Origin of the sequence: Pantoea sp. ANP04 (assembly GCF_041982285.1) — a bacterium.
GTDB lineage: Bacteria > Pseudomonadota > Gammaproteobacteria > Enterobacterales > Enterobacteriaceae > Pantoea > Pantoea eucalypti.
The window spans coordinates 31,579-54,868 of sequence record NZ_JAUTYS010000011.1 but is presented as its reverse complement, the minus strand read 5'-3'; the positions used below and the strand labels follow the sequence as shown (position 1 = coordinate 54,868).

Below are 23,290 nucleotides of genomic sequence, written 5' to 3'. Positions count from 1 at the left end.
ACTGATACCCGCTATGAACTGCCATTGAAAACGTCACGCGCTGCTCACGGTGACTGCCAGCAAACAATTTATCAGCGTATCGCTGTTTTAATCCCATAAAAAAAGCGGCATCGCTGCCGCTTTTCAGATTACGCGTTTTTTGCCAGCGCGTTAGGGTTGAGGTTAAGTTTCTGATAACTCTCTACCCACTGATGATACTTATCCGCATTTTCCCACAGTCGGGTATGAACACGGGCCAGTACCACCGGATCGCTGATTAACTGCAGTCGCTGCTCGCGGCCCAGTTTATCCGGTGCATCGCTCAGTGCCTGATCCACACGACGGTCACGTGCATAGTCCAGCAGCTGACTCTGCTTATGGCGCGATGTCGCCAGTGCCGTTGCGAGTGCGTTAAACGCAGGATGGAACAGGGCATGCATAAAGCCATTTTCCAGCGCACGTTCGCGGTTTAGCAGCACATAACGATCGGTATCCACCAGCTCCTGCGGCGGCGAGTACTCTTCCGGGATCAGGAACAATTTGGCTTTCTTGCTCTTAAGACCCAGTGTTGAGCGGCTCGACATCACAGAAACAAACGGAGACAGAATCAGCGAGAAGACAATCGGGGCCAGCCACCACAGGAAGTTAAGATCCAGCAGTCCCATACCCGTTGCCCACACCAGACCCAATGCCATCTGCGAACCGTGACGTTTAAATGCCTCGCTCCACGGCGTCGCATCGTCATCACGTTGCGGAGAGTTCCACACCACTTCCCAGCCGAGGAAGGCACTGACAACAAACACCGTATGGAACAGCATACGTACCGGCGCCAGCAGCACTGAGAACAGCGTTTCCAGCACCAGTGAAGCCAGCAGGCGCAGAGGACCTCCGTAGGCTTTTGACCCTTTGAACCAGATCAACACCACACTCAGCATCTTCGGCAGGAACAACAGCACCATGGTGGTCGAGAACAACGCTATTGCCAGCTCGGGACGCCACTGCGGCCAGACCGGGAACAGCTGCCGTGGCTGCAGGAAGTAGGTCGGTTCCATCAGCGTATGCACCACCTGCAAGGCAGTTGAAAGCGCCAGGAACATAAACCACAGCGGAGCAGACAGGTAGGACATCACACCGGTCAGGAATACCGCACGGTGGACCGGGTGCATCCCTTTTACCAGGAACAGGCGGAAGTTCATCAGGTTACCGTGACACCAGCGGCGGTCACGCTTCAGCTCATCCAGCAGGTTCGGTGGCAGCTCTTCATAGGATCCCGGCAGGTCATAGGCAATCCAGACGCCCCAGCCAGCACGACGCATCAGCGCAGCTTCCACAAAGTCATGCGACATGATCGAACCGGCAAAAGAGCCCTCGCCCGGTAACGGAGCCAGTGCACAGTGCTCAATAAAGGGTTTTACGCGAATAATGGCGTTGTGACCCCAGTAGTGAGACTCGCCCAGTTGCCAGAAGTGAAGACCGGCCGTAAAGAGCGGACCGTATACACGGGTGGCAAATTGCTGACAGCGCGCATACAGCGTATCCATACCCGATGCTTTCGGCGACGACTGGATGATCCCGGCATTCGGGTTAGCATCCATCATGCGTACCAGACCGGTGAGACACTCACCGCTCATGACGCTATCCGCATCCAGCACGACCATGTAGCTATAGTTGCTGCCCCAGCGACGGCAGAAGTCATCGATGTTGCCGCTTTTACGCTTCACACGACGACGACGACGGCGATAGAAAATCTTGCCTGCGCCGCCAACATCCCGCACCAGTTCCATCCAGGCTTTCTGCTCGGCAATGGCGATATCCGCATCGTAACTGTCGCTGAGGATGTAAACGTCAAAGTGTTCAGCGTTACCGGTGCGAACCACGGATTCCCATGTCGCACGCAGACCGGCGTAAACACGCTCAACGTCTTCATTACAGATCGGCATAATCAGCGCAGTACGATGTTCCGGATTTAGCGGCTCATCTCCGACCGTTGAATAAGAGATACTGTATTTGTCACGTCCAATCAGCAGCTGCAGGAAGCCCATCAGTGCTGTCCAGAAGCCAGCAGAGACCCAGCAGAAGAGTATGGCGAACAGGAACAGGATACCGGTCTGCAATAAGTAAGGCAGAATCTGCATCACTGACTGCTGCCAGTTCTGATTGATCATCTCCATCGGATCCAGAAGCGTCCAGCCCTGATAAGGCAGAATACTCTTCATGTACCAGGTGGCGACCACCGTCTGAAATATGGTCAGGATCAGCAGGATGTAGCGACGAATTGAACCGACATGACGCCACTTCTCTTCGGCACGACGCTCTTCCGCATTGGCATAACGCGGAACCGATTTGTGTCCACGCAGTGAGTCCCAGGCACGGGCGACCGGGTTGGTCCGCCACGCTTCCGGGAACATCAGTGAGCGTTTGACCTTCGGCATCGCTTTCAGCGTGGTGCGGTCGAGATAATCTTTGCCCAACTGCTGACCGTCGGCCAATGAATCAGGCCAGGCCATTTCAACCCGCGATGAGACCGATTTTAACGGCGCATCATCCGGACGATCACTGGCTGCGACATCCCTTCCCAGCGCATCATGGATGAAGTGGAACTCGCCGGCATTCTGCAAGGAGACGCTCAGGCGTGCCTTCCCTGCCGCATCCAGCGGCAGAGATTCCACATAACGTTGAGGTGTAAAAGTCGATTTATTCATTGGCAGGTAACTGATAGCTCCAGGTTTCCGTCAATGTCTTGTCGCCGCTTACCAGGGCCGCACGCATTTCCGTGGACTGTTTGGCATCTTTCACACGCAGACGCAACACCAGACGCCAGCCTTTGGTGACCGGGTTATAACGTACGCTCTGCTCAACCACATCAGCATTTTTACCGACGCTGACCTGAGGTGCCACCTGACTGTTTTCCGACATCTTACTCATGTCTTTACCCACGAAGTCGATGGTGAAAGCCACGGTGCCATCAGGCTGACGCACCAGATTAGATTGCTTCACGTCACCCGCTGAACGCAGGGTATTTTTGACCCAGGCGGTATCATCGGAGTGCAGCTGGTTTTCGTCGCGCGAGAAGTGCAGACGATATTTGAAGTTCATCTCTTTACCAGGCTCTGGCAGCGTCTCTGGCGTCCAGAAAGCAACGATGTTGTCGTTGGTTTCATCTGCCGTCGGGATTTCAACCAGTTCAACCCGGCCTTTACCCCAGTCGCCGATTGGCTCAACCCAGCCGCTTGGACGCAGGTCATAGCGGTCGTCCAGATCCTGGTAGTTGTCAAAGTCACGCCCACGTTGCAGCAGACCAAAACCTTTCGGATTCTCAATGGTGAACGTGCTCACCGCCAGATGACGCGGGTTATTCAGCGGACGCCAAATCCACTCTCCGTTGCCATTATGGATAGAGAGTCCATCAGAGTCGTGCAGTGCCGGACGGAAGTTGTTCACCGTCGACGGCTGGTTCTGACCAAACAGGAACATACTGGTCAGTGGTGCGATCCCCAGTTTGCCGACGTTATCACGCAGGTAAACTTTAGACTGCACATCAACCGTTGACGCTTCACCCGGATGCAGCACAAAGCGATACGCGCCCGCCGCACGCGGCGAATCAAGCAGTGCGTAGATCACCAGCTGCTTGTCCTGCGGTTTAGGACGCTGAATCCAGAATTCTTTGAAACGCGGGAACTCTTCACCGGATGGCAACGCCGTATCGATGGCAAGGCCACGCGCCGACAGGCCATAAACCTGGCCAGCACCGATCACACGGAAGTAGCTTGCACCCAGGAAGCTGGCGATCTCATCGTTTTTACCCTTGTTGTTGAGTGGGTAAAGCACTTTAAAACCCGCAAATCCGAGGTTTTTTACCGCTTCTGCGTCATGTTTTACGTTACCGAAATTAAAATAGTCGGGGTTGTATTTAATCTCGCGTACCGCGCTGCCCGTCACTTCGTTGATCTGCACCGGGGTATCGAAATACATGCCCTGATGATAGAACTCCAGCTTGAATGGCGTGCGCAGTTTGCCCCAATACGCTTTATCGTGGTTAAACTGGATCTGCTGATAATCAGCAAATTTCATTTCACGAAATTGAGAGGGTAAATTGCTTTTAGGCGCTTCAAAGCTTTTCCCTGCCAACGCTTTGGCTTGTTTGGCTACATCATCGATGTTAAACGCCCAACTGTTATTGGCGTACAACGCCAGCAGAACTGCAGTACCAATCCAGCGTACCTTCATCAGTCCGGCTTTATTTTTTTCTTTAGTCGGCACATCCCCCCCTTTCGTGTGCTTAAATCAAACCCGTTTATCTTAAAGGATTATTCGGTTTTCCGACAGCTTATGCGCAACATTGTTCCCGCATTTCGTCTGGGTTAACGCTACTTTTAGGACAATTAGACACTACGGATTCCACTGATAGTATACCTGGTTTATCCCAGGTAGACTTTTCACAGAACATAATCCGGTTTCAGGGTGAAACCGGCCATACGTACTAACGAACTGGAACTTTATGAGTACTGTAAAACCTGAACGTGAATACTTTCTTGATTCCATACGCGCGTATCTGATGTTACTGGGGGTACCTTTTCATGTTTCCCTCATTTACTCCGCGCAAAAATGGGCCGTCAACAGTCATGAGGCCTCGTTATGGCTGACGCTGCTGAATGACTTTATTCATGCATTTCGTATGCAGGTGTTTTTTGTCATTTCAGGATACTTCTCCTATATGTTGTATCTGCGCTATCAGCCACGTCGCTTCCTGAAAGTGCGTCTGGAGCGTGTGGGGATTCCGCTACTCACCGCTGTTCCGCTGCTCACGCTGCCGCAATTTTTCATGCTGAAGGCCTGGACAGATAAGCTGGCTGACTGGCCGCGATTCACGCCGTACCAGAAATTCAATAACCTGATGTGGGAGCTGATTTCACACCTGTGGTTCCTGGTGGTGCTGGTGATGCTGACCACGCTCGGCATGGTCACGTTCCGCTGGTTGCGCGATCAGCACCGCACCATTGATTATACGCGGGTGGGCTGGGGAGCGTTGACCGCGGGTGTACTGACATGGGCGCTGGTGTGGTGTGTGTTCCGCCGTCTGGTGTTTATATTCCAGCCAGCCTGGCTGATGGATGGCTTATTCAGCATTGTGGTTATGCAAACGCTTTTCTATCTGCCGTTCTTTATGCTGGGGGCGCTGGCATGGAAACATCCGCCGCTGAAGCAGTTGTTTGTGCGGTTTAATCCGGTGATGTGGATCGGCGCGGTGGTGATGTTTGTTGCCTACTGCACAAATCAGCGTCTCAGCAGCGGCGATGGCTGGTTATATGAGCTGGATGCGATTATCACCACGCTGATGGGTCTCTGCATGCTGAACGTCTGCTTCTGCTTTGGTCATAAGCTGCTGAATTCGCATTCGCCACGCATCATGTATCTGGTGAATGCGTCGCTGTTTATCTATCTGGTGCACCATCCGCTGACGCTCTTGTATGGTATTTATGTCACACCACGGATTGAAAACAACACGCTGGGCTTCTTTGTGGGCCTGCTGATGGTGTTTGGCATCGCGTTTCTGCTGTATGAGATTCACCTGCGCATCCCGCTGCTGCGTTTCCTGTTCTCGGGGAAATTTGAGCGTAAACAAGCACAATGACAGGCGATCACTGATCTCAGGCCATCAGTGAGGTCAGGCTATAAACGATGTGTCTCACAGACCGCTTAAGCGTTTAAAGCGATGGGAGCATACACACGTAGCAAAGCATAGCGGGCCAGGGACACAAACGTCGGGAGCGTTTTTGAACAACGCAACGCGTTGGCCCGGCAACGGGCGCACCTCAGAGATGAGGTGCGTAATCGCCCGCGCTGAGCGAGCCATGGATGGCGGGTTTTGCGCCTTTGCGGAGGGCGTATGCTTCCTGAGCCAGCCCTGTACCCAGGCAAGGTCCTGTTTACAGCAGCCACTCAATCGGCAGTCGCCACACCAGCCTTACCTGAAGACGTTGCCACCACGAGCAACCCGGTTCGTGTTTATGCACAATCTGCTGCGGCTCATCCGGATACTCCAGCCAGTTAACCCTTCCCCACTTATCCAGCCGCAGCGTCCATGCCCGATCGCGCATCGAGTGGCTGAAACGCTGATGCGTCTCTGCGGCCAGCGCCGCACTCTCAATGACCAGCCCCATCTCGGTATTCAACACGGCAGAACGCGGATCGAAGTTAAACGAACCGATAAACAGCGTCTGTTGATCTACCGAAAAGGTTTTGGCATGCAGGCTGGAGCCCGAGTTACCGGTTAATCCCCGGTCGTGCGGGGCATCAGGCACGCCCGCCTGTGGTTTAAGTTCATAGAGCGCGATGCCGTGACGCAGCAGTTTTTTGCGCCACTTAGCATAGCCGGCATGGACAATTGAGACATCGTTGGCCGCCAGCGAGTTGGTCAGAATGGCAATTTTTACCCCTTTGCGCTTCAGCGCCAGCAACTGAGCGACGCCAGCGCGTGTCGGCACAAAATAGGCAGAGATGATGTCGAACTGCTCCTGCGGCGTACCAATCACCTCCATCATCCGCTGCGGCAGCAGGCTTCTGGCGCGTGCTTTACCCAGTCCTTTACGCGGATCATCACTGAGCAGTCGCGCTTTCGCCCAGGTCAGGTCCAGCGTGCCCTCTTCCAGCTCCTGTAGCAGTGACGAATTTTCCAGCCGCTGAAGGTAACGCTGTACCGGTTCACTGTGACGCCATTCTGCTGGCAGGCTCACACTGTCCTCTTCGGATTCCTCTTCATCCAGCACCTGCTGCAGCTTTGATACCGGCTTACTGCGCCAGTAACGCTCAAAATCCTCTGCGACTTCTTTCACCACCGGGCCTATCGCCATCACGTCCAGATCGGCAAACAACGGTTCATTGCCGGTGCCGAAATATTCGTCGCCAATATTACGCCCGCCGACCACAGTCGTGACACCGTCCACGGTAAAGCTCTTGTTGTGCATGCGGCGATTCAGACGGGTAAAGTCAGTGAGATATCCCAGTGCGCGCAGGGTACGAAACGAGAAGGGATTAAACAGCCGCACTTCAATGTTGGGATGGCGATTAAGCTGGGCGAGCGTATCGTCCAGGCCCGGCGTATTGTTGTCATCCAGCAGCAGCCGCACTTTCACGCCACGACGGGCCGCCTCCAGCACCGCGCTGAACAGCAACCGTCCCGACAGATCGTTTTGCCAGATGTAGTACTGAATATCGAGTGAACGTTCCGCTTTTTGCATCAGCAGATAGCGTGCGGCAAAGGCATCCAGCCCGTCGCTCAGCTGATGGACACCGCTCATTCCCGGATGACGCTGACACTCTGGCTCCAGCTGCGTTTCCAGCCAGCTGGTACGTTCCGATGACTGGGAGAGCTCAAACGCTTCGGTCATGACAATTCCCTGTAAAATGCAGTTATTTTTTATTATTCCCCGGCCCGCCCTCTGACACCATACCTCTGTTCCGAATGCGTGGGCAGTTATGGGCGTTTTTTAGTCTAGACTTAACCGGACGATCTGTGACCGGCATTAACCCGGCAGGAGAGGAATATGTCTCATCAATCCCTTACAGATGCCCGCCAGCGCTACCATCCCAGCCTGTTTCGCAGCTTTTTCCAGGGCAGTTTTCCCTGCTCTACCGCCTGCCGTACCCCGGGCAAACGGCTGGATATGGTTTTCAGCAGTGGCCACGATATGCTGCTGGAAAAAGATTATGCTGCCCTGACTGAACAGCATCTGCTCACCGCCCGTGACGGTGCACGCTGGCATCTGATTGAAAAGATCCCCGGCCAGTATGACTGGCAAAGTTTTCTGCCGATGATAGAAGCTTCACAGCGTCAGCAGATGGAGATCATCTGGGAGCTGGCGCACTTTGGTTATCCCGATCATCTTAATATCTGGAAAGCCGAATTCGTTGAGCATTTTAGTCGTTTCGCCCGTGCGATGGCACAACTGATGCACGATCAGGGCATCGAACGCCCCTTCTTTACGCCGGTAAATCAAATTTCATTCTGGTCATGGGCTGGAGCCGATGTGGCCTGGTTCAATCCCCATGCCGCTAATCGCGGTAAAGAACTGAAGCGACAGCTGGTCCGTGCCTCGCTGGCAGCGATTCACGCCATTCGCGAAGTCTATCCGGAAGCACGTTTTGTGCTGACCGATCCGCTGGTACAGATTGCCCATCATCCCGATAATCCAGACAGCAAACCTTACGCGGATGCGCAGCATCAGGCGCAGTTCGAGGCCTGGGATATGCTGGCCGGTCGCGTTGATAAAGAGTTAGGCGGCAGTGAAGATTGCCTGGATATCCTGGGCCTGAACTACTATCCCGATAACCACTGGTTTTTCCCCGACCAGCCGATGTCACTGGAGGATCCGGCACGAACTCCACTGCACATTTTGCTGGCGCAGTGCTGGCAACGCTACCAGCGCCCGATGTTAATTGCCGAAACCGGCGCAGAGGGTGACGCGCGCGCCCCCTGGCTGCAGGAGATCAGTGAAAACGTGGCGGTAGCGCTGGATCACGGCATTGCAGTGGAGGGCATTTCGCTCTATCCGGTGGTGGAGTATCCCGCCTGGGCTGACGACCGGCGTTCACCCGGTCCGCTGCTGGGATTAGCTGATCCTAATGGCAACCGCAAGCTGCATGAAGCGCTGGCGCTGGTTCTGCGCAGTCAGCAGATTAAGTTCACCACTCGTAACGCATAATCAGGCATGCTGAGAAGGATGGTTCTTCGGGTAACAGGAGCGAACATCAAGAGAGGGATCGGCAGGATGACGAACGTCGGTCAGCCAGACCATGGTAAACAGGAAAGTGACCCCGATCAGGCAGGCCGCCAGCAAACCGATAATTGCGATTAATTTGTCATCTCCGGAGTCCATCGCCTTCTCCTTATGCCATCCGACGAATCCCTGGGCGTGTCAGCTCATCCAGAGCGTAACTATCAGGACAAAGATTATAAGCGTTACCGAGGTCACCGCAAGCACCACTATCGCAAAGTGCGCATCGTCAAGTGACTGGCGAATTGGCTCATCGTGATCGTCGGGTGGCAAGGGCAAAGACATAACTATCCTGTGGAAAATAGGGCCGCAGGGCGTAATGCGGTGAGTGACAGTGTAAATGAAAGGTTGTTTATCGTCCGGTTTTTTCGTTCGGAAAATAAACTGGCCCGTGTCAGTACCGCACGGACCGGATATCAGACGCCGCGCCAGCGTCTGAAGATCAGAGATGTGTTAATGCCACCAAAGGCAAAATTGTTGCTCTGGATATAGTCGGTTTCAATCTCTCGCGGCTCACCCATGATGTAATCCAGCTGACCGCCATCAGCGGCCGGTTGCGTCAGGTTAAGCGTGGGCGCAAACCACCCTTCCCGCATCATCTCAATGCTCATCCAGGCTTCCAGCGCCCCGCAGGCACCCAGCGTATGGCCAAAATAGGATTTCAGAGAGGAGATCGGCGTTGACTCGCCAAACACCGCTGCCGTCGCCAGACTTTCTGCCATATCACCCCGCTCAGTGGCCGTGCCGTGCGCATTCACATAACCGACTTCTGATGCGGTAATACCGGCGCTCTGCAATGCCCGCTCAATGCAGATCTGCATGGTTTCCCGCTGCGGCTGCGTGATATGGGCGGCATCGCAGTTGGTGTGGAAGCCCGTGATTTCAGCATAAATTGTGGCACCACGCGCCAGGGCATGATCCAGCGACTCCAGGATCAACGTGCCGGCCCCTTCGCCTATCACCAGGCCATCGCGTTGCTGATCAAAAGGCGCTGGCGTGGTGTGTGGCGCGTCATTGCGCTGGCTGGTTGCAAAGAGGGTATCGAACACCGCCGCTTCCGACGGACAGAGCTCCTCCGCACCACCCGCCACCATCACCGTCTGATATCCATGACGAATCGCCTCCCAGGCATAGCCAATAGCCTGGCTGCCTGACGTACAGGCGCTGGAGGTCGGGATCACCCGGCCGCGCAGGCCGAAAAAGAGCCCGGCATTCACGGCGGTGGTATGCGGCATCATCTGCACGTACGTCGTGCCGGTAATATTGTTGGTGTGCTTTTCGGTCAGCATGGTGGCGAACTCGCTGACCGGCCCGGTGCTGCCGGTAGAGGAGCCGTAGGCGATGCCCGTCTCTCCGCAGGTCAGCACCGGATGGTCAATCAGCCCTGCCTGGGTCAGCGCCAGTTCGGTGGCACGCGTTGCCAGCAGCGAAACGCGGCCCATGGCGCGGATACGCTTGCGGGTATAATGCGCAGGCAGTTCAAAGTTATCCACGGGCGCGCCGAGCAGGGTATGCAGTCCGTCATAGATCTGCCACTCCGGCATAAAGCGTACCGCGTTGCGCCCGGCACGAATACGCGCCGAAACCTCAGCCCAGGATTCACCAAAGGCCGTTACGCCGCCCATACCGGTTACGACTACCCGCTGGATCACAGCATGCCTCCATTAATTGAAATCACCTGACGCGTTACGTAACCGGCGATATCGGACATCAGATAGCTCGCCAGTCCGGCGACTTCGTCGGCCGTGCCCATGCGCTTCATCGGCACGATCTTCATCGCTTCTTCAATCACCTGAGGTTCGAGCCCCTCCATGCCGGTATCAATCAGACCGGGCGCGATGCAGTTAACGGTGATTTTGCGTTTAGCCAGTTCAATCGCCAGCGCCTTGGTGGCCCCGATAATGCCCGCTTTCGCCGCGCTGTAGTTGACCTGACCGCGATTGCCCATCATCCCGGAGACCGAAGAGAGGGTAATAATGCGACCACCGCGGCGCAGGCCGATCATCGGCATCACGCAGGGCTGGATAACGTTGTAAAAACTGTCGAGGTTGGTGTGGATGACACTGTCCCACTCCTCATCCGTCAGGGCGGGAAACGCTGCATCACGGGTGATGCCAGCATTGCTCACCACGCCATAGTAGGCCCCGTGTTGCGCAATATCCGCTTCCAGCGCGGCACGGGTGGCTGCCCGGTCAGCCACATCAAATCCCAGCACACGACCACTGCCGCCTGCAGATTCGATCTGCTGCAGGCACTGCTCAGCCCCCGCGCGGTCGCGGTTAAAATGAACGATAACCTGATAGCCATCCTGGGCGAGACGCAGCGCAATCGCGCGGCCAATGCCTTTACTGGCGCCCGTGACTAATACCGACTTTGTCATGGCTGATTTCCTTGTGACATTAATTGCTTTAACTCTGTTTCATTGGGTTGCCAGGTGTTGAGACGACCGCTGGCAAGCCGTTGCGGGCCGTAACAAATATCGCCCTCAAAGCTGCCCATACGGTCATCGCGCATCAGCAACGTCATTCTGATATCCAGAGTGACGTTCGCGGGAAAGTACGGCTGTTCTGCCCGCCAGCCGCGTCCACCCAGCAGCATGCCGGGCGGGATAAGGGTTGCGCCACCCTGCTTTGCATGCCAGCCCGACCAGACGCCTACGGTTTGAGCCATCATCTCGACGCCAAACCAGGCAGGCAGTTCGCCCTGTGGCGTCAGAAATGGCGCCAGTATGCCATCGGCACAGGTCGATACCTGACAGTGAACGTGCTCATCATCAACGGCAATCAGCTGATCAAGCAGCAGCATCGGTGCAGCATGCGGCAGCCAGAGTGCCGCGGGAGAATTAATGTCCATCAAGGCGTCCCAGAATCAGGCAGGTGTTGTTGCCACCAAAGGCGAATGAATTAGAGGCGATGACCGGCCGTTGCAGCGCCTGTGGCTGTAACAGCAATCCGCAATCCGGCAGCGTCTCATCCTGCGCCGCCGCGCTAAAATCCTGCGCAGGCAGCGGCAGATTGTTCTGCAGGATCAACGCGCTGAGCGCAGCTTCGCACACGCCCGCCGCGCCGAGCGTATGGCCGGTCAGATGTTTGGTTGAGCTGCATGGCACCGCATTGCCAAACAAACGATGAATCACGGCGGCTTCCATCTGATCGTTCAGCGGCGTGGCTGTGCCATGCAGATTGATATAACCCACCTGCTGCGGCAACAGATTCGCCTGTTGCAGCGCCATTCGCATCGCCCGTTCAGCGCCTTCGCCCTGAGGATGGGGCGCAGACATGTGCCAGGCGTCGGAAGATTCACCCGCACCCAACAGCGCCAGCGGCTGCGGTTCCCGCGTCAGCAACATCAGCGCGGCTCCTTCGCCAATCGAGATACCGTCACGCTCGCAGCTGAACGGCGCGCAGCGACGCTCAGAGAGCGATTCCAGACTGTCGAAACCGTTGATCGGCATCCGACTCAGCGAGTCTGCACCGCCCACCAGCGCGACATCCGCCAGCCCTGCCGCGATCAGCCGCTCACCACTGATAATGGCGCGGGCGCTGGAAGAGCAGGCGGTGGAAATGGTATAGGCCGGGCCATCGAGCTGCAGGTAGTGCGCCAGAAAACGTGACGGATCGCCAAGCTCCTGCATCTGGTAGTGATAATCGGGCTGGCCGCCGCAAATCTGCTGATCCCCCTCATCCACCCCCGAGGTGCTGGTCCCCAGTACAATTGCCACTCTGCTGGCGCCATAGCGTGCAATCGCCGCATCAAGCGTCGGACGGATTTGTATCAGCGCGGCCAGCAGCAGCTGGTTGTTGCGGGTGTTATGCGCGCTAAGGACAGCAGGAATCGCTGGCAGCTCACCTTCAACTCTGCCAAGCCAACAGGCGCGATCACCGCTCAGCCAGCCATGACGCAACTGCATACCGGGTGCCTCACCTTTTTTCAGGCTGGCCGCGATCTGCTGGCTGTCATTTCCCAGGGCATTCAGCATGCCGATAGCAGAGATATAAATCATGAGGCGTCCAGATGTTGAATGCGGATCTGATAGCCAAAGGCATGCTGCCGAATGCTGACTGGCTGGCGCTGATTACCCCGTTGCAGATAATCAATCTCCGTTACCAGCTGGTTATCGGCATCGATCAGCCGTCGCTTTAATCCCTTATCCTGCAGCTTCCAGCCTGGCGGCAGCTGTTTTTGCCAGGCATCCAGCGGCCAGTAGCTGAGCATGATGTCTGCCAGAACCTGACTCGCGGGCGGCATCTGTGGCAGCGGCATCAACTGCTGGGTATGAATACCGCTGGCATCATAGCGCAGACTGAAGAGTCGAATACCCACCGAAGAGAGCCCCGCCAGATCAATTTGCTGTTCATCAGCACTGAGCAGCACCAGCAGTGACTGACTCTGGCCTTTAAACTGGCCGGTCAGCAACTGCTGCTGTTGAAAGGCGGGACGGATGCCTGGCGGCGGCAGCGTCACCTTCACGCCCGGTTTCAGCCAGGCGGTGGGACGGCTGCTGTCGGGTGCCGGTCCGGCACAGGCGCTGAGCAGCAGAGCCGTCAGCAGAATACAGGCGGCGCGGATCATCGTTTACTCCTTGATCGGGTGGGTCGCATCGCCAGCGGTGACAGCAGGAAAGCGCTGAAGATGCCGCTGCATAATACGGTGCCAAAACTGGCAATCGCGCTGGTGCTGCTGAATACCAGCATGCCCAGCGTCAGTAAGGTGGTGATCATCGCCAGCGATACCGCCAGCAACGAAGTCATTGGTGTACCCTGTGGATTGCTGAAAAAGAGCGTGTAGTTAATGCCGATCCCCAGCACCAGAATCAGCGCCAGCAGCGCAAACAGGTTCAGCGATGCGCCGATCCAGCCCAGCGTTGCCAGCGCCATCGCCAGCGACAGCACCGACGGCAGCGCGCTGCGTAAGCCCGCCTTTAATCCCAGGCGCAGTACAAAACTCAGGGTGATCAGCAGCAGCGCCAGTGCCAGTAATCCGCCAAGCAGGGTACGCCAGAAACTGAACAGCGCATCGTAACTCGCCTTGCGATCGATCCAGCTGACGCCAGGATGCTGCTTAGCCAGCTCTGCGAGTGCGGCGCTATTTTTTACGCCGCTGGTGGGGATCAGAACACCGCTCTGCCCGTCCGGCAGCGTCAGCCACAGCAGACGCCAGCCCTCACTCAGCGGACCCGACAGCCAGGCATCGGGTGTTACCGGCATTGGCGTCAGATCCGGCGCGGCAAGGGCAATTCCCGCCTGCTGCAGGCGGGCCGTAATCGTCGGAACGGCCTGTTTCAGCAGCTGCAGATCCTGCTGTTGCTGCGCCAGCGACTTCAGCGGCAGCAGACGATAATGTTGCAGCCAGCCCTGCTGCTGTGCCTGATGGAGATCCGGTGCCAGTTTTTCCAGCCGCTGCAGCGTCTGCTGAGCATCATCGCCCCAGACCACAAACCAGGTCTGATCGGCACGCTGGCCGGTCAGAGTAGCGAGCTGGCGATCCTGTTCAAGCAGCTGTGCGGGGGCACTTTGCAGATGCGCGATGTCATCATCTACCTTTAACTGAGCGATTCCGGTCAGGGCGAAGATGGCCATCAATACAGGTAATCCGACACGCAACCCGCGCTGGCGACGCCAGGCGGCAAGCCAGCACGCCAGCGGCACCATCAGCGGCACCGGACGCACCGGTAATCCACGTACCAGCCACGGCGTGATCAGAATTACCGTCAGACAGGATGCGGTTAATCCGCTGGCGGCAAACACCGCCAGCTGACGCAGTCCGGGAAAGGGCGCGAGCAGCATCAGCAGCCAGGCAATCGCGGTGGTCGCAAGCGCCAGTAGCAGCGTACCGCGGACTTTGCGCAGGCTCTGCCACGGTGACTGCTGTTCGCCGTGAACCATACGCTCAGTGAGATAATAGAGCGTGTAATCCGCCGAGATGCCGACAATACTCAGACTCATCACCAGCGTCATCAGATGCAGCTCACCGAAGCAAAGCAGCGTCACCACTGTGCCTGCCATCGCGCCTACCGCCACAGACGTCACCGTCAGCAGCAATGGACGCAGTGATCGGAAGACCAGCAGCACCAGCAGGACGACGCCACCCAGCGTTACACTCCCCAGGGTTTTAACATCGTGCTGCGCACGCTGGCTGGCGTTGTCGCTGAACAGGACAGTACCCCGTGTCAGCAGTTTCGCCTGCGGCCAGCGGCTTTTAAGCTGCTGCTCCAGCGCGCTAAGCCGGGTCACCAGCGCATGGCTCTGCTGCATACTGAAAGCATTGTTCGCCAGTTCGCCATGCAGAAAATACCACTGCTTACCCTGCTCGTCTTTTACGGTCAGCCAGCCATCATGCAGCGTCATACGTCCGGCATTCTGAGCCAGCGCCAGCTGTGAACCGCGCACCAGCATCAAAGGATCGCCCTGCAACTCTCTGCTGCTGACGCCCGAGAAGGCTGAAAAAAGCTGCGCCAGCAGCCAGTCTGCCTGCGCCTCACCCCCGTTCTGCAAGCGGCTGCGTGTCGACTCATCAAGCAGACCATTGCGGTGTTGCCAGGCGAAACGGCCCCACTGCTGCTGCTGCTGTGCATCAAGATCGCCCTGCACAAGCTTCAGGTCAGGCAGCGCACGCAACTGCGCCAGCCACCAGGCAGCGACCTGCGGATCGTCCTGCTCACCGGGTGAAACCAGCCACACCATCTGGCGATCCAGCCGCTGCATAAAAGCCTGCTGTAGCGCAGGCGGTGCTGCGCCCAGATTCTGTTGCGGCAGCAAAGCCAGCACGCTGCTGTTGAGCTGGCTGCGCGGCAACAGAAAAGCGAGCGCCGCCGCCAGCAGCAGACAGATGGCCAGCCACAGGATCGCCAGCAGCCGATCGTTACGGCCCGGCAAAACGTGCCTGCTCCTCGTCGCTTAACTGCGGCGGTTCAATGCGGGTGTTACTGAGCTGAATCTCGGTTTTATCGCCCTGCTTATCATCCAGGTTGATGCTGTCCAGGAAGGTATTACCCGCCAGCGAGATACGGTTGAAGATTTTGTTGAGCGGCGCAGCTTTGGGCGTCAGGTCCAGCGTCCAGGCGCCGTTGCCACGATCGCTGAAGGCCACGCTGAAATTTTCGTTAAGGACCTTCTGGTCAGCCTGGAACAGCGCCCGCAGCAAATGATTGAACTGGAACATCTGCGGATTGCTGTCAGCGGTGATCACCTGGGGCTTCTGGCCGTTAAGGCTTTGCACCATGCGCTTATCATCCAGCAGCAGTGTCATCACAAACGGCGTCTGCTGATGCCACCATAACCCCTGCTCACGGGCGATCAGCATTTGACCGTGCGACACCAGCGGCTGACGCATACCTGAAATGGTGCGCGTCTGGGTAAAGTCGGCCCGGATCACTGGCTGGCTGGCAAAACGCTGCTGCAGCTGATCCAGTGTGACTGCGCTGGCCGCACTGGCCCACAATAGCAGGCCGGTAAGCACTATTTTCAGCATCCTTTTACTCCTAAACGTTCCAGTAAAATATCGGGCGAAACAAAGCACAGCGCCTGACTCTCCTGCTCAACCGCAACCTGCAGCGTATGCGCTTTAGTGGTGATCTGATCGGCCGCGTTTCGCACCTCATAGTCGATGCGCAGGCGGTTCTCATATTCTGTAATCCGGGCACTGACGCGAATCGTCTCTTCACAGCGCAGGGGATGGCGATATTTAACCCGGGTATCGACCACCGGCCAGACGTAGCCACTGGCAGCCATCTCGGCATAACTGTAATTGATGCTGCGCAGCAGGGCTTCGCGTGCCACTTCGAAGAAGCGGAAATAGTTACCGTGCCAGACCACACCCATGGGATCACAGTCGTGGAATGAAACAGTCAGCACGACTTCAGCATGATGTTCAGTCATGGTCAGACTCCTTGTGGTGCGCCTGGTGATCAGGCAACGTCCAGAAATCGAAAAAGTTGAACCAGTCCAGCGGGGCCAGCAGCGCATAATGCGCCAGCCGTTGCGCATAGCGATCGACCGCCTGTTGCAGCGCCTGCTGACGTTGTGCACGGGGCAGCAGCAGCGGATCGGCAAACGGCTCACAGTGGATAAGCAGTTTACCCTGTTGCCGCAGGGCAAACATGAGCAGCACCGGACAGCGTAACGCAGCCGCCAGCACAAACGGCCCCTGTGGAAACGGTGCTGCCCGACCCAGAAAATCGCTCCAGATGACCCGACGCTCGCCGCCGCGTTGCGGATTGACCGCCGTACGATCCCCGACAATCGCCACCCATTCGCCCGCATCCAGCTTCTGTTGCAGCAGGATTGCTGTCTCCGGCCCGATATCACTGACCGGCATCAGATTGACCCCCGCCTGCGGGGCGATAGTTTCCAGTACCGCCCGAAAGCGCCGGGCATTGTCGGTAAACACCAGTGCATTAATCACCAGTCCGCTGACCTGCTGCGCCATCGCGCGACAGGCTTCAATGTCGCCAAGATGGGAGGCCAGGATCAGCTTGCCCTGGGGTGTGGGTGCGCGGATTATCGCTTCTGCGCCCGGCGCGAAATCGATATCCCGTCCCCAATGCAAATCCCCGCGCCAGCTGGCGACTTTATCCAGCATCGCCCCGGCGAAGCGCAGAAAATGGCGGTAGCTGTTAAGCCGCGGCGGTAATGCAACCTGCCGCTGCTGTGCGGCGACGGTGACCTGCGCCAGCCATTGCCGTGAAGCGCTTCGCGCGCGCTGACCGCTCAGCCAGTAGACCGCGACGACCGGCCAGAGCAGCAGCGTAAAGGGCAGCCGCCCGCCATAGCGATACACCGCCAGCATAAAACGTAATCCCCACTGTCCGCGCCGCTCCGTTTCCACAGACCAGTGTGCTGGCGCGTTACGCATCGCCAGCAGACGCGGGATCCGCGGCAGCATGCCGAAGAACAGACGGGTATGCATCCAGGAGATGCGCAGATTGTCATAGAGCGCATCGAAGTGCGACAGCCCGCTGGCGGGATAGGTGACGCGGGTCGGGATAAAGCGACTGCGTATGCCCTTCCAGTAGAGCCGCACCATGATCTCAGTATCGAAATCCATGCGCTGGCCGATGGCACGGCGATCGCACAACGCCAGCGTGGGGGCCAGCGGATAGACACGAAAACCGCACATGCTGTCGCGGATCGACAGCGACAGCGTTTCAATCCAGACCCAGAAGTGTGTGATATAGCGACCATAAAGACGTGATTTAGGGATCGAATCGTCATAAATCGGCTGTCCGGAGATCAGCGCGTCGGGATAGCGCTCAGCTTCCGCCAGCATCAGCGGCAGATCTTCTGCCTGATGCTGACCGTCCGCATCAAGCTGCACGGCATGGGTGAATCCGCGTGCCGCCGCAGCGCGCAGACCATGAATCACCGCCGCACCTTTACCCTGATTGCTGTCGAGTCGCAGCACAGTGAGCTCTGCGGCGTACAGCGTCGCCAGCTGAAGCTGAGTCGCCGTGTCGCTGCCATCATCCACGACGATAACCGGCAGATTAAACGGTGCCAGCCGGGCCAGTACCGATGCCATCATCGCACCATGGTTGTAACACGGGATCACTACGCAAGGCGTAAACGGCAGGGTTAGCACAGCGTGATCTTCCCGATGCTGGCGCTCGGCTCGCCGTCGTGACTGAGCAGGCTGTAACGGAAACTCAGGCGCGACTTTTCAGCATCCCAGTCAAGACGCAGTTGCAGAAGTGAGTCAGGCAGCACCGGCTGCTGAAATTTGATGTTTTCAATGGCGGCAAACTGCTTACCCGGCGCGAGCAGTGACACGCCGTAGTGCATCACCCAGTCCAGTTGAGCCACGCCAGGCAGAATAGGCAGCGTCTGAAAGTGGCCCTGGAACCAGAACAGTCCGGCTTCAACCTGCAGAATCAGCGTGGCGCTGTCAGCCTGCAACTCCCGGCTTCGTTCAATCGGCAACATGAAAAAGTTCCTCTATTTGCGGCCAGGCGCGTTTACTTTGGGGGGTAACCGGAATGGTGGCAACAATCCGCCAGTAGCGCGGCATCGCCAGCGGTTCCAGCCAGCACTGCAGCTGGCGTTTCCATTGCTGTCTGTGCTGGTGCAGAGCCGCTTCATCCAGCGTGCTGGTGAGCGACAGCACGACGCCAATTGCCTGACGATCATGACGCGTGACCACCAGCGCCACGGCATCGTCAATTTCCGGCAGATCGGTCAGTCGGCGCTCTATCTCACTTAATGAGATGCGCTTGTCTCCAATTTTCACGATGCGATCGTGACGTCCTGCCAGCTGAAATCCGCCATCGGGCTGCATATTCAGGCGGTCGTCCAGCGCAAGGCCGTTATCACCCGCAATCAGCGGCGACCAGACCTGCCAGCGTTCGGGCGTCACCTGCTCAAGCCTGACGCCAGAAAAACTTCGCCACGGGGCATCGGCCCGATCGCACTGACGCCAGGCCAGAATGCCGGTTTCGGTGCTACCGTAGATTTCACTGACCGGGCAGCCAAAGCGCTGCCAGACCTGTTCTGCATCCGGCCCGCGCAGGGTGCCACCGGCAGAGACAATCAGTTCACAGCCGGGCGCGTCGAGCGTACTGTCCAGCCGCGATAAAAAAGCCGGGCTGCTGATAAAAGCATAGCGACAGTCGCGCGGCAGCTGGGCCAGCTGCTCGCCGTAGAACAGCGGCTGAGCGGAAAACGGCAGCCTGAGCGTCATTGGCAGGAAAAGTCGGAACGATAAACCGTAAAGATGCTGATGGCTGACCGAGGCAATCACCCTGCAGCCTTGCAGCTGTTCGCCCCACAGAGCGCTGAGCCAGCGGCTCTCCTGCTCCATCACCGTCAGTGACTTCACCACCTGACGCGGTGCGCCGGTGGACCCCGAGGTAAAGAGTATCAGCGCTGAGCTCGCAGGCAGTGGTGGCAGCTGGCCCTGGGCTTCTGCCTCATCCCACGTCAGCAGCGGCAGGCTGACCGCCAGCGGCATGTCGCACAGCACCCCATCAAGCTGCTCCTGCATCTCATTCAGTAGCGCGGCGCGGCTATGACCCGGCATCACCGGCGTTTTACTGGCATACCAGCAGGCCAGCAGCGCCACACAGAAACGATAACTGTCGTCAAAACAGAGCCCCCAGTGCGTGCCCGGCTGTGCCGCTAAGCGCAGGCTAAGTGCCTGCACCTGACGACGCATCGCGCCGAGCATCAAGGGTTGATCGCCTCGCCAGGCGACTTCACGATCGGCGCCTGTCAGCCACTCGGCCACGCTCATGCTTTTCGCCTCACACGCTGACGAACCAGCCACTCAGCGCCCATCAGCACGCCGATCAACAGGTAGCTGATGCCACCGTTCCACAGCGTCCAGAGCCGCAGATCGCCCTGCAGACAGGTATAGAACGCCATGCTGCCATTGCCGATAAAAAACAGGCACCAGATCTGCGTGACGCGACGGGTGTAAGGCACTGCGGCGGCAGGAAGTTCTGGCTCACGCAGCCGGGCAATACGCTCCACCAGCGGCATCGCGCTCCAGAGTGAAGCACCGAACACCAGCAGCATCGCCAGATTGACCGCCACCGGATACCACAGCAACAGATGCTGAGCGCGTAACAGCTGGCTGCTGATACAGAGCAGCGCGCCGAGCAGCGCCAGCCAGCCCATGACCGCGCCCAGCGCGTTCTGCTGACGACGCAGTTGCAGCCAGCGCAGGCCAAACAGCAGCGCCAGCAGCCAGAAGAGTCCCTGCCAGCGCGGCTGGGTCAGTGCCAGCCAGACCAGCAAGGGCCAGGCCAGCAGCGTAAGCAGATTGAGCAGGCGAAGCGTAGCAGCAGGCACGACGGATCAGGCGTCTTCGCGCATCAGTTGTTCCACCGCATCCACGACATCCTGCACAGTTCGGACCGCGCGGAAGGTTTCCGGTTTGATTTTACGGCCGGTACGTTTTTGCAGGTGCACGACCATATCGACAGCATCAATGCTGTCGAGCTCGAGATCTTCATACAGACGCGCCTCGGGGTGGATATCCTCGGGCGCAATTTCAAACAGGCTGGTGAGCAGCGAAGTCACTTCCTGATAAATCTCTTCTTTGTTCATCATAAGATTGTCTCCGCTTTCAGCCGCGCTGTTGGTTGACGAACGCGGCCAGCGTCGCGACAGAGAAGAAGTGGGCACGCAGGGTTTCACTTTCCGCAGAGAGCGTCACGCCGTAGCGATTTTTCACTGCCAGGCCAAGTTCCAGTGCATCAATTGAGTCCAGCCCCAGCCCGTCGCCAAACAGGGCAGCGTCAGTCTCAATATCATCGGGGCTGAGATCTTCAAGGTTCAGCGTGTCGATAATCATCTGTTTGATATCGTTAATTAATGAATCCATACCGGTTTTCGTCTTACCTGTTCTGGGGGACCAGCGCCTGCTCTAAGTGGCGGGTCAGGCGACGCGCGGCCAGTGGCTGCGCATCGGGATTGCTTTCACAAAACGACTGACTGTCGATTCGTGACTTTACTCGCACGGTAAACAGCGGTTTAACCGGCGGAATCTGATACCAGCGGCTCTGTTTATCAAGCATACGCTGGCTGCAGGTGATGTGAACCACGCGCAGATCGCATCCGGCGCGCACCGCAATATTGGCGGCTCCGCGCTGCAGAGTCAGCGGCTGACCGTAACGGGTACGGGTGCCTTCCGGAAAAATCAGGATATTGTCGCCGCGCGCCAGTCTCTGCTGACTGTCCGGCAGCAGCGTCTCCGCTTCACTGTTGATCAGATAATCGGCGGCGCGAATCACCCCACGTATAAAGGGATTTTTTTGCAGATCGGCCTTTACCAGACAATCCATCTCTGGCAGTACCGACGCGATCATCACGTAGTCGATCAGTGACGGATGATTAGCGACAATCAGGCATCCGCGATCCTGTTGCAACAGCTCTGCGCCTTCAATGCGGTAGTCGTAAACGCCGGTCATCCGGCAGAAACGCAGAAAGCAGCGGAAGCTAAAGGCGATAGCGCGTCGGGCCAGCAGCCGGCGGCGCAGAGAATCGCGCTGGATCAGGAGTAGCAGGTTGAAGCCAATCAGTGACAGCAGCAGTCCGCCCAGCCCAAACAGCGTAAAATTGACGGCCGTCATCACCAGTCGCCAGCAGTAGTTAAGGCGGCTGCCTGAGTGCTGAGCGGGTTGTGAGCAATCAGCCATGACTTCTCTCCCAGTGCCATGTCAGGCGTTCGCCTGCCAGGCTGAAGGTGGGCGAAGCCGCCAGCCATTGCTGCAGAAAACGCAGGCTCTGCGGTAACAGCGTTTCTGCCCTCTTCTCTTCGCCTTTACAGCCAGTGCAAGACAGTTGTTCGCCCGCACGCAGCAGCAGTGCCACCGCATAAGGAAAATTCACGCGCTGATCCGCCAGCCACGGCAGATAATAGTCCGGCACGATGCCGTCGAAGTCGACCAGCAGCACCTGCTGATAACCCGCCTGATGCAGAGCGCTGACTTCAATCAATCCCTGCTGAAAAGAGTCCATGCCTGCCGCAATGGAGGTCGAGACCAGCGGCGCTTTTGCCGCAATGGTCAGGCTGCCAACCGCCGAATTGTGAACTGACATGGCAAAGTCTGTAGGTGACATTGACTGTTGATCTGCAAGGGTATTAAGAATACGCAGATTACGCTCCAGTTCACCGTGACGGCTGGTAAACACGATAGCGTCTGCCTTCTGCCGTGCCAGAAGCGCCAGCCCACACTCTACCGCCGCACGGCTGCCGCCGCTCAGACGACGCGACGTCATCATCGGTAAGTATTGCGGCTTTGCCATCGCCGCTAAGGGGTCGATGGCCCTGCTCTGTTGCGCCCAGTCCTGCCAGGCTTCTGGCGCGCTTAAACCCGGAGCCAGTGCCTGCCAGTCGACCAGTGAGTAAGCGAGTTTCATCTCAACACTCTTTTCATCATACGTGTGGAGTCGGCGTTCATTGGATCGTCACTCCTGCCTTCTGCAAAAAAAGTGCGTACCGGAAAACCTGCCGAACCCTAATCAGGTTCTCACGGTAGAGGTTTACTCAAGGATTCATCAATAGCAGCTCATCTGATTTGTCGGCCGGCTGCCGCAGAACTTTATGCTTAGCGAGTCTGTCGACCCATTATTGCAACAGCACGCCGATCACCGGGCGGCCAGGGCCGACAGCCGCAACTGAATATCCTGATCGAGATTGGCCATCCAGTCGTTGTCGTTATTGAGGATCACACCCTGTCCCGCTCTCAGGTTTTCACTGCCGACAGACTCAATGCGGTAATTCTGTCTGGTGTAAGTAATGCGGATGGTCGCCACAACATCACGCTGGGCCAGACGACCATTGATTACACCAGGCGAAACGGGTGTCATCAGCTGTTTCCGGCCAATACCCGCCTCAATGATCGCCAGTTTCATCTGATTATCACTGTCATGCTGAGTGAGGGCCTGATTCACGTTATGAATCGGCGGCGTGCATGCGCAGCCGGTTAATCATGCAGCGACCACAGCCAGCGCAAAAATTGTTTTTTTGATCATAACGAGTCCCTTCTTTGATCTTTTTTATCAGTGAGTTAAACGTAAAAATCATCCAACACCAGC

The 23,290-nt window shown here is 57.3% G+C and carries 24 protein-coding genes; 2 read left to right on the top strand and 22 right to left on the bottom strand.

The window, feature by feature from the left end; all coding sequences use genetic code 11:
• Positions 1-128: 128 nt before the first annotated feature.
• Both mdoH and Q7C21_RS15450 read right to left on the bottom strand, forming a co-directional pair.
• Positions 129-2,681, bottom strand: a complete 2,553-nt coding sequence (gene mdoH / locus Q7C21_RS15455; protein ID WP_003849929.1) for a glucans biosynthesis glucosyltransferase MdoH — start codon at positions 2,679-2,681, stop codon at positions 129-131.
• Entirely contained in the window at positions 2,674-4,209 is a 1,536-nt protein-coding gene (locus tag Q7C21_RS15450) for a glucan biosynthesis protein G (RefSeq protein ID WP_375150890.1), read from the bottom strand. The genes mdoH and Q7C21_RS15450 overlap by 8 nt, the downstream gene beginning before the upstream one ends.
• 268 nt (positions 4,210-4,477) lie before the next feature.
• On the opposite strand from Q7C21_RS15450, the gene mdoC reads away from it, so the two are divergent.
• Positions 4,478-5,611 (top strand): glucans biosynthesis protein MdoC, encoded by a 1,134-nt coding sequence (mdoC, locus tag Q7C21_RS15445; RefSeq protein WP_008925914.1) that lies wholly within the window; start codon positions 4,478-4,480, stop codon positions 5,609-5,611.
• 295 nt (positions 5,612-5,906) lie between these two features.
• Here mdoC and Q7C21_RS15440 read toward each other — a convergent pair whose 3' ends face one another.
• The gene (locus Q7C21_RS15440) at positions 5,907-7,367 is read right to left on the bottom strand and encodes a phospholipase D family protein (protein ID WP_003849932.1); all 1,461 of its coding nucleotides are present in this window, start codon (positions 7,365-7,367) and stop codon (positions 5,907-5,909) included.
• Positions 7,368-7,523: 156 nt separating this feature from the next.
• Between Q7C21_RS15440 and Q7C21_RS15435 the strand changes: the two genes are divergently transcribed.
• Positions 7,524-8,681 (top strand): hypothetical protein, encoded by a 1,158-nt coding sequence (locus Q7C21_RS15435; protein WP_003849934.1) that lies wholly within the window; start codon positions 7,524-7,526, stop codon positions 8,679-8,681.
• Here Q7C21_RS15435 and Q7C21_RS15430 read toward each other — a convergent pair whose 3' ends face one another.
• The 19 genes from Q7C21_RS15430 to Q7C21_RS15340 all read right to left on the bottom strand — a co-directional run bounded on the left by Q7C21_RS15430 (position 8,682) and on the right by Q7C21_RS15340 (position 23,107).
• Positions 8,682-8,855 (bottom strand): hypothetical protein, encoded by a 174-nt coding sequence (locus Q7C21_RS15430; protein ID WP_003849936.1) that lies wholly within the window; start codon positions 8,853-8,855, stop codon positions 8,682-8,684. It lies immediately after the preceding gene.
• A 39-nt stretch (positions 8,856-8,894) separates the two neighbouring features.
• Complete coding sequence (locus tag Q7C21_RS15425; RefSeq protein ID WP_003849938.1) at positions 8,895-9,038, bottom strand: hypothetical protein; 144 nt, start codon at positions 9,036-9,038, stop codon at positions 8,895-8,897.
• Positions 9,039-9,169: 131 nt separating this feature from the next.
• On the bottom strand, positions 9,170-10,405 hold the full coding sequence (locus tag Q7C21_RS15420) for a beta-ketoacyl-ACP synthase (RefSeq protein WP_008925911.1): 1,236 nt from the start codon (positions 10,403-10,405) through the stop codon (positions 9,170-9,172).
• Positions 10,402-11,133, bottom strand: a complete 732-nt coding sequence (locus Q7C21_RS15415) for a 3-ketoacyl-ACP reductase FabG2 (RefSeq protein WP_003849940.1) — start codon at positions 11,131-11,133, stop codon at positions 10,402-10,404. Before Q7C21_RS15415 ends, Q7C21_RS15420 begins: the two co-directional genes overlap by 4 nt.
• Complete coding sequence (locus Q7C21_RS15410; RefSeq protein ID WP_375150866.1) at positions 11,130-11,606, bottom strand: 3-hydroxy-fatty acyl-ACP dehydratase; 477 nt, start codon at positions 11,604-11,606, stop codon at positions 11,130-11,132. The genes Q7C21_RS15415 and Q7C21_RS15410 overlap by 4 nt, the downstream gene beginning before the upstream one ends.
• Positions 11,596-12,756: a beta-ketoacyl-[acyl-carrier-protein] synthase family protein gene (locus Q7C21_RS15405; RefSeq protein ID WP_337027773.1), complete on the bottom strand. Its 1,161-nt coding sequence runs from the start codon at positions 12,754-12,756 to the stop codon at positions 11,596-11,598. Before Q7C21_RS15405 ends, Q7C21_RS15410 begins: the two co-directional genes overlap by 11 nt.
• Positions 12,753-13,325, bottom strand: a complete 573-nt coding sequence (locus tag Q7C21_RS15400) for a DUF3261 domain-containing protein (protein ID WP_375150865.1) — start codon at positions 13,323-13,325, stop codon at positions 12,753-12,755. The genes Q7C21_RS15405 and Q7C21_RS15400 overlap by 4 nt, the downstream gene beginning before the upstream one ends.
• Positions 13,322-15,628, bottom strand: coding sequence for an MMPL family transporter (locus Q7C21_RS15395; RefSeq protein ID WP_375150864.1), 2,307 nt, complete (start codon positions 15,626-15,628; stop codon positions 13,322-13,324). Before Q7C21_RS15395 ends, Q7C21_RS15400 begins: the two co-directional genes overlap by 4 nt.
• The gene (locus Q7C21_RS15390) at positions 15,615-16,223 is read right to left on the bottom strand and encodes an outer membrane lipoprotein carrier protein LolA (protein WP_003849945.1); all 609 of its coding nucleotides are present in this window, start codon (positions 16,221-16,223) and stop codon (positions 15,615-15,617) included. Before Q7C21_RS15390 ends, Q7C21_RS15395 begins: the two co-directional genes overlap by 14 nt.
• Complete coding sequence (locus tag Q7C21_RS15385; protein WP_003849946.1) at positions 16,217-16,630, bottom strand: thioesterase family protein; 414 nt, start codon at positions 16,628-16,630, stop codon at positions 16,217-16,219. The genes Q7C21_RS15390 and Q7C21_RS15385 overlap by 7 nt, the downstream gene beginning before the upstream one ends.
• Entirely contained in the window at positions 16,623-18,332 is a 1,710-nt protein-coding gene (locus Q7C21_RS15380; protein WP_078804264.1) for a glycosyltransferase, read from the bottom strand. Before Q7C21_RS15380 ends, Q7C21_RS15385 begins: the two co-directional genes overlap by 8 nt.
• Positions 18,326-18,673: a hydroxymyristoyl-ACP dehydratase gene (locus Q7C21_RS15375; protein WP_003849948.1), complete on the bottom strand. Its 348-nt coding sequence runs from the start codon at positions 18,671-18,673 to the stop codon at positions 18,326-18,328. The genes Q7C21_RS15380 and Q7C21_RS15375 overlap by 7 nt, the downstream gene beginning before the upstream one ends.
• Positions 18,660-19,979 carry an AMP-binding protein gene (locus Q7C21_RS15370; RefSeq protein ID WP_078804263.1) on the bottom strand — a complete coding sequence of 440 codons (1,320 nt, stop codon included), beginning with the start codon at positions 19,977-19,979 and terminating at the stop codon, positions 18,660-18,662. Before Q7C21_RS15370 ends, Q7C21_RS15375 begins: the two co-directional genes overlap by 14 nt.
• A complete protein-coding gene (locus tag Q7C21_RS15365) occupies positions 19,976-20,539 on the bottom strand; it encodes a hypothetical protein (RefSeq protein ID WP_003849950.1) in 564 nt (187 codons plus the stop codon). Before Q7C21_RS15365 ends, Q7C21_RS15370 begins: the two co-directional genes overlap by 4 nt.
• Positions 20,540-20,545: 6 nt before the next feature.
• A complete protein-coding gene (locus Q7C21_RS15360) occupies positions 20,546-20,800 on the bottom strand; it encodes an acyl carrier protein (protein ID WP_003849951.1) in 255 nt (84 codons plus the stop codon).
• A gap of 16 nt (positions 20,801-20,816) precedes the next feature.
• Positions 20,817-21,074: a phosphopantetheine-binding protein gene (locus tag Q7C21_RS15355; protein ID WP_003849953.1), complete on the bottom strand. Its 258-nt coding sequence runs from the start codon at positions 21,072-21,074 to the stop codon at positions 20,817-20,819.
• 13 nt (positions 21,075-21,087) lie between these two features.
• Complete coding sequence (locus tag Q7C21_RS15350) at positions 21,088-21,888, bottom strand: 1-acyl-sn-glycerol-3-phosphate acyltransferase (protein WP_003849954.1); 801 nt, start codon at positions 21,886-21,888, stop codon at positions 21,088-21,090.
• Positions 21,881-22,612, bottom strand: coding sequence for a beta-ketoacyl synthase chain length factor (locus Q7C21_RS15345; RefSeq protein ID WP_375150863.1), 732 nt, complete (start codon positions 22,610-22,612; stop codon positions 21,881-21,883). Before Q7C21_RS15345 ends, Q7C21_RS15350 begins: the two co-directional genes overlap by 8 nt.
• A 228-nt stretch (positions 22,613-22,840) precedes the next feature.
• Positions 22,841-23,107, bottom strand: coding sequence for a hypothetical protein (locus tag Q7C21_RS15340; protein ID WP_008925902.1), 267 nt, complete (start codon positions 23,105-23,107; stop codon positions 22,841-22,843).
• Between the last annotated feature and the right edge of the window lie 183 nt (positions 23,108-23,290).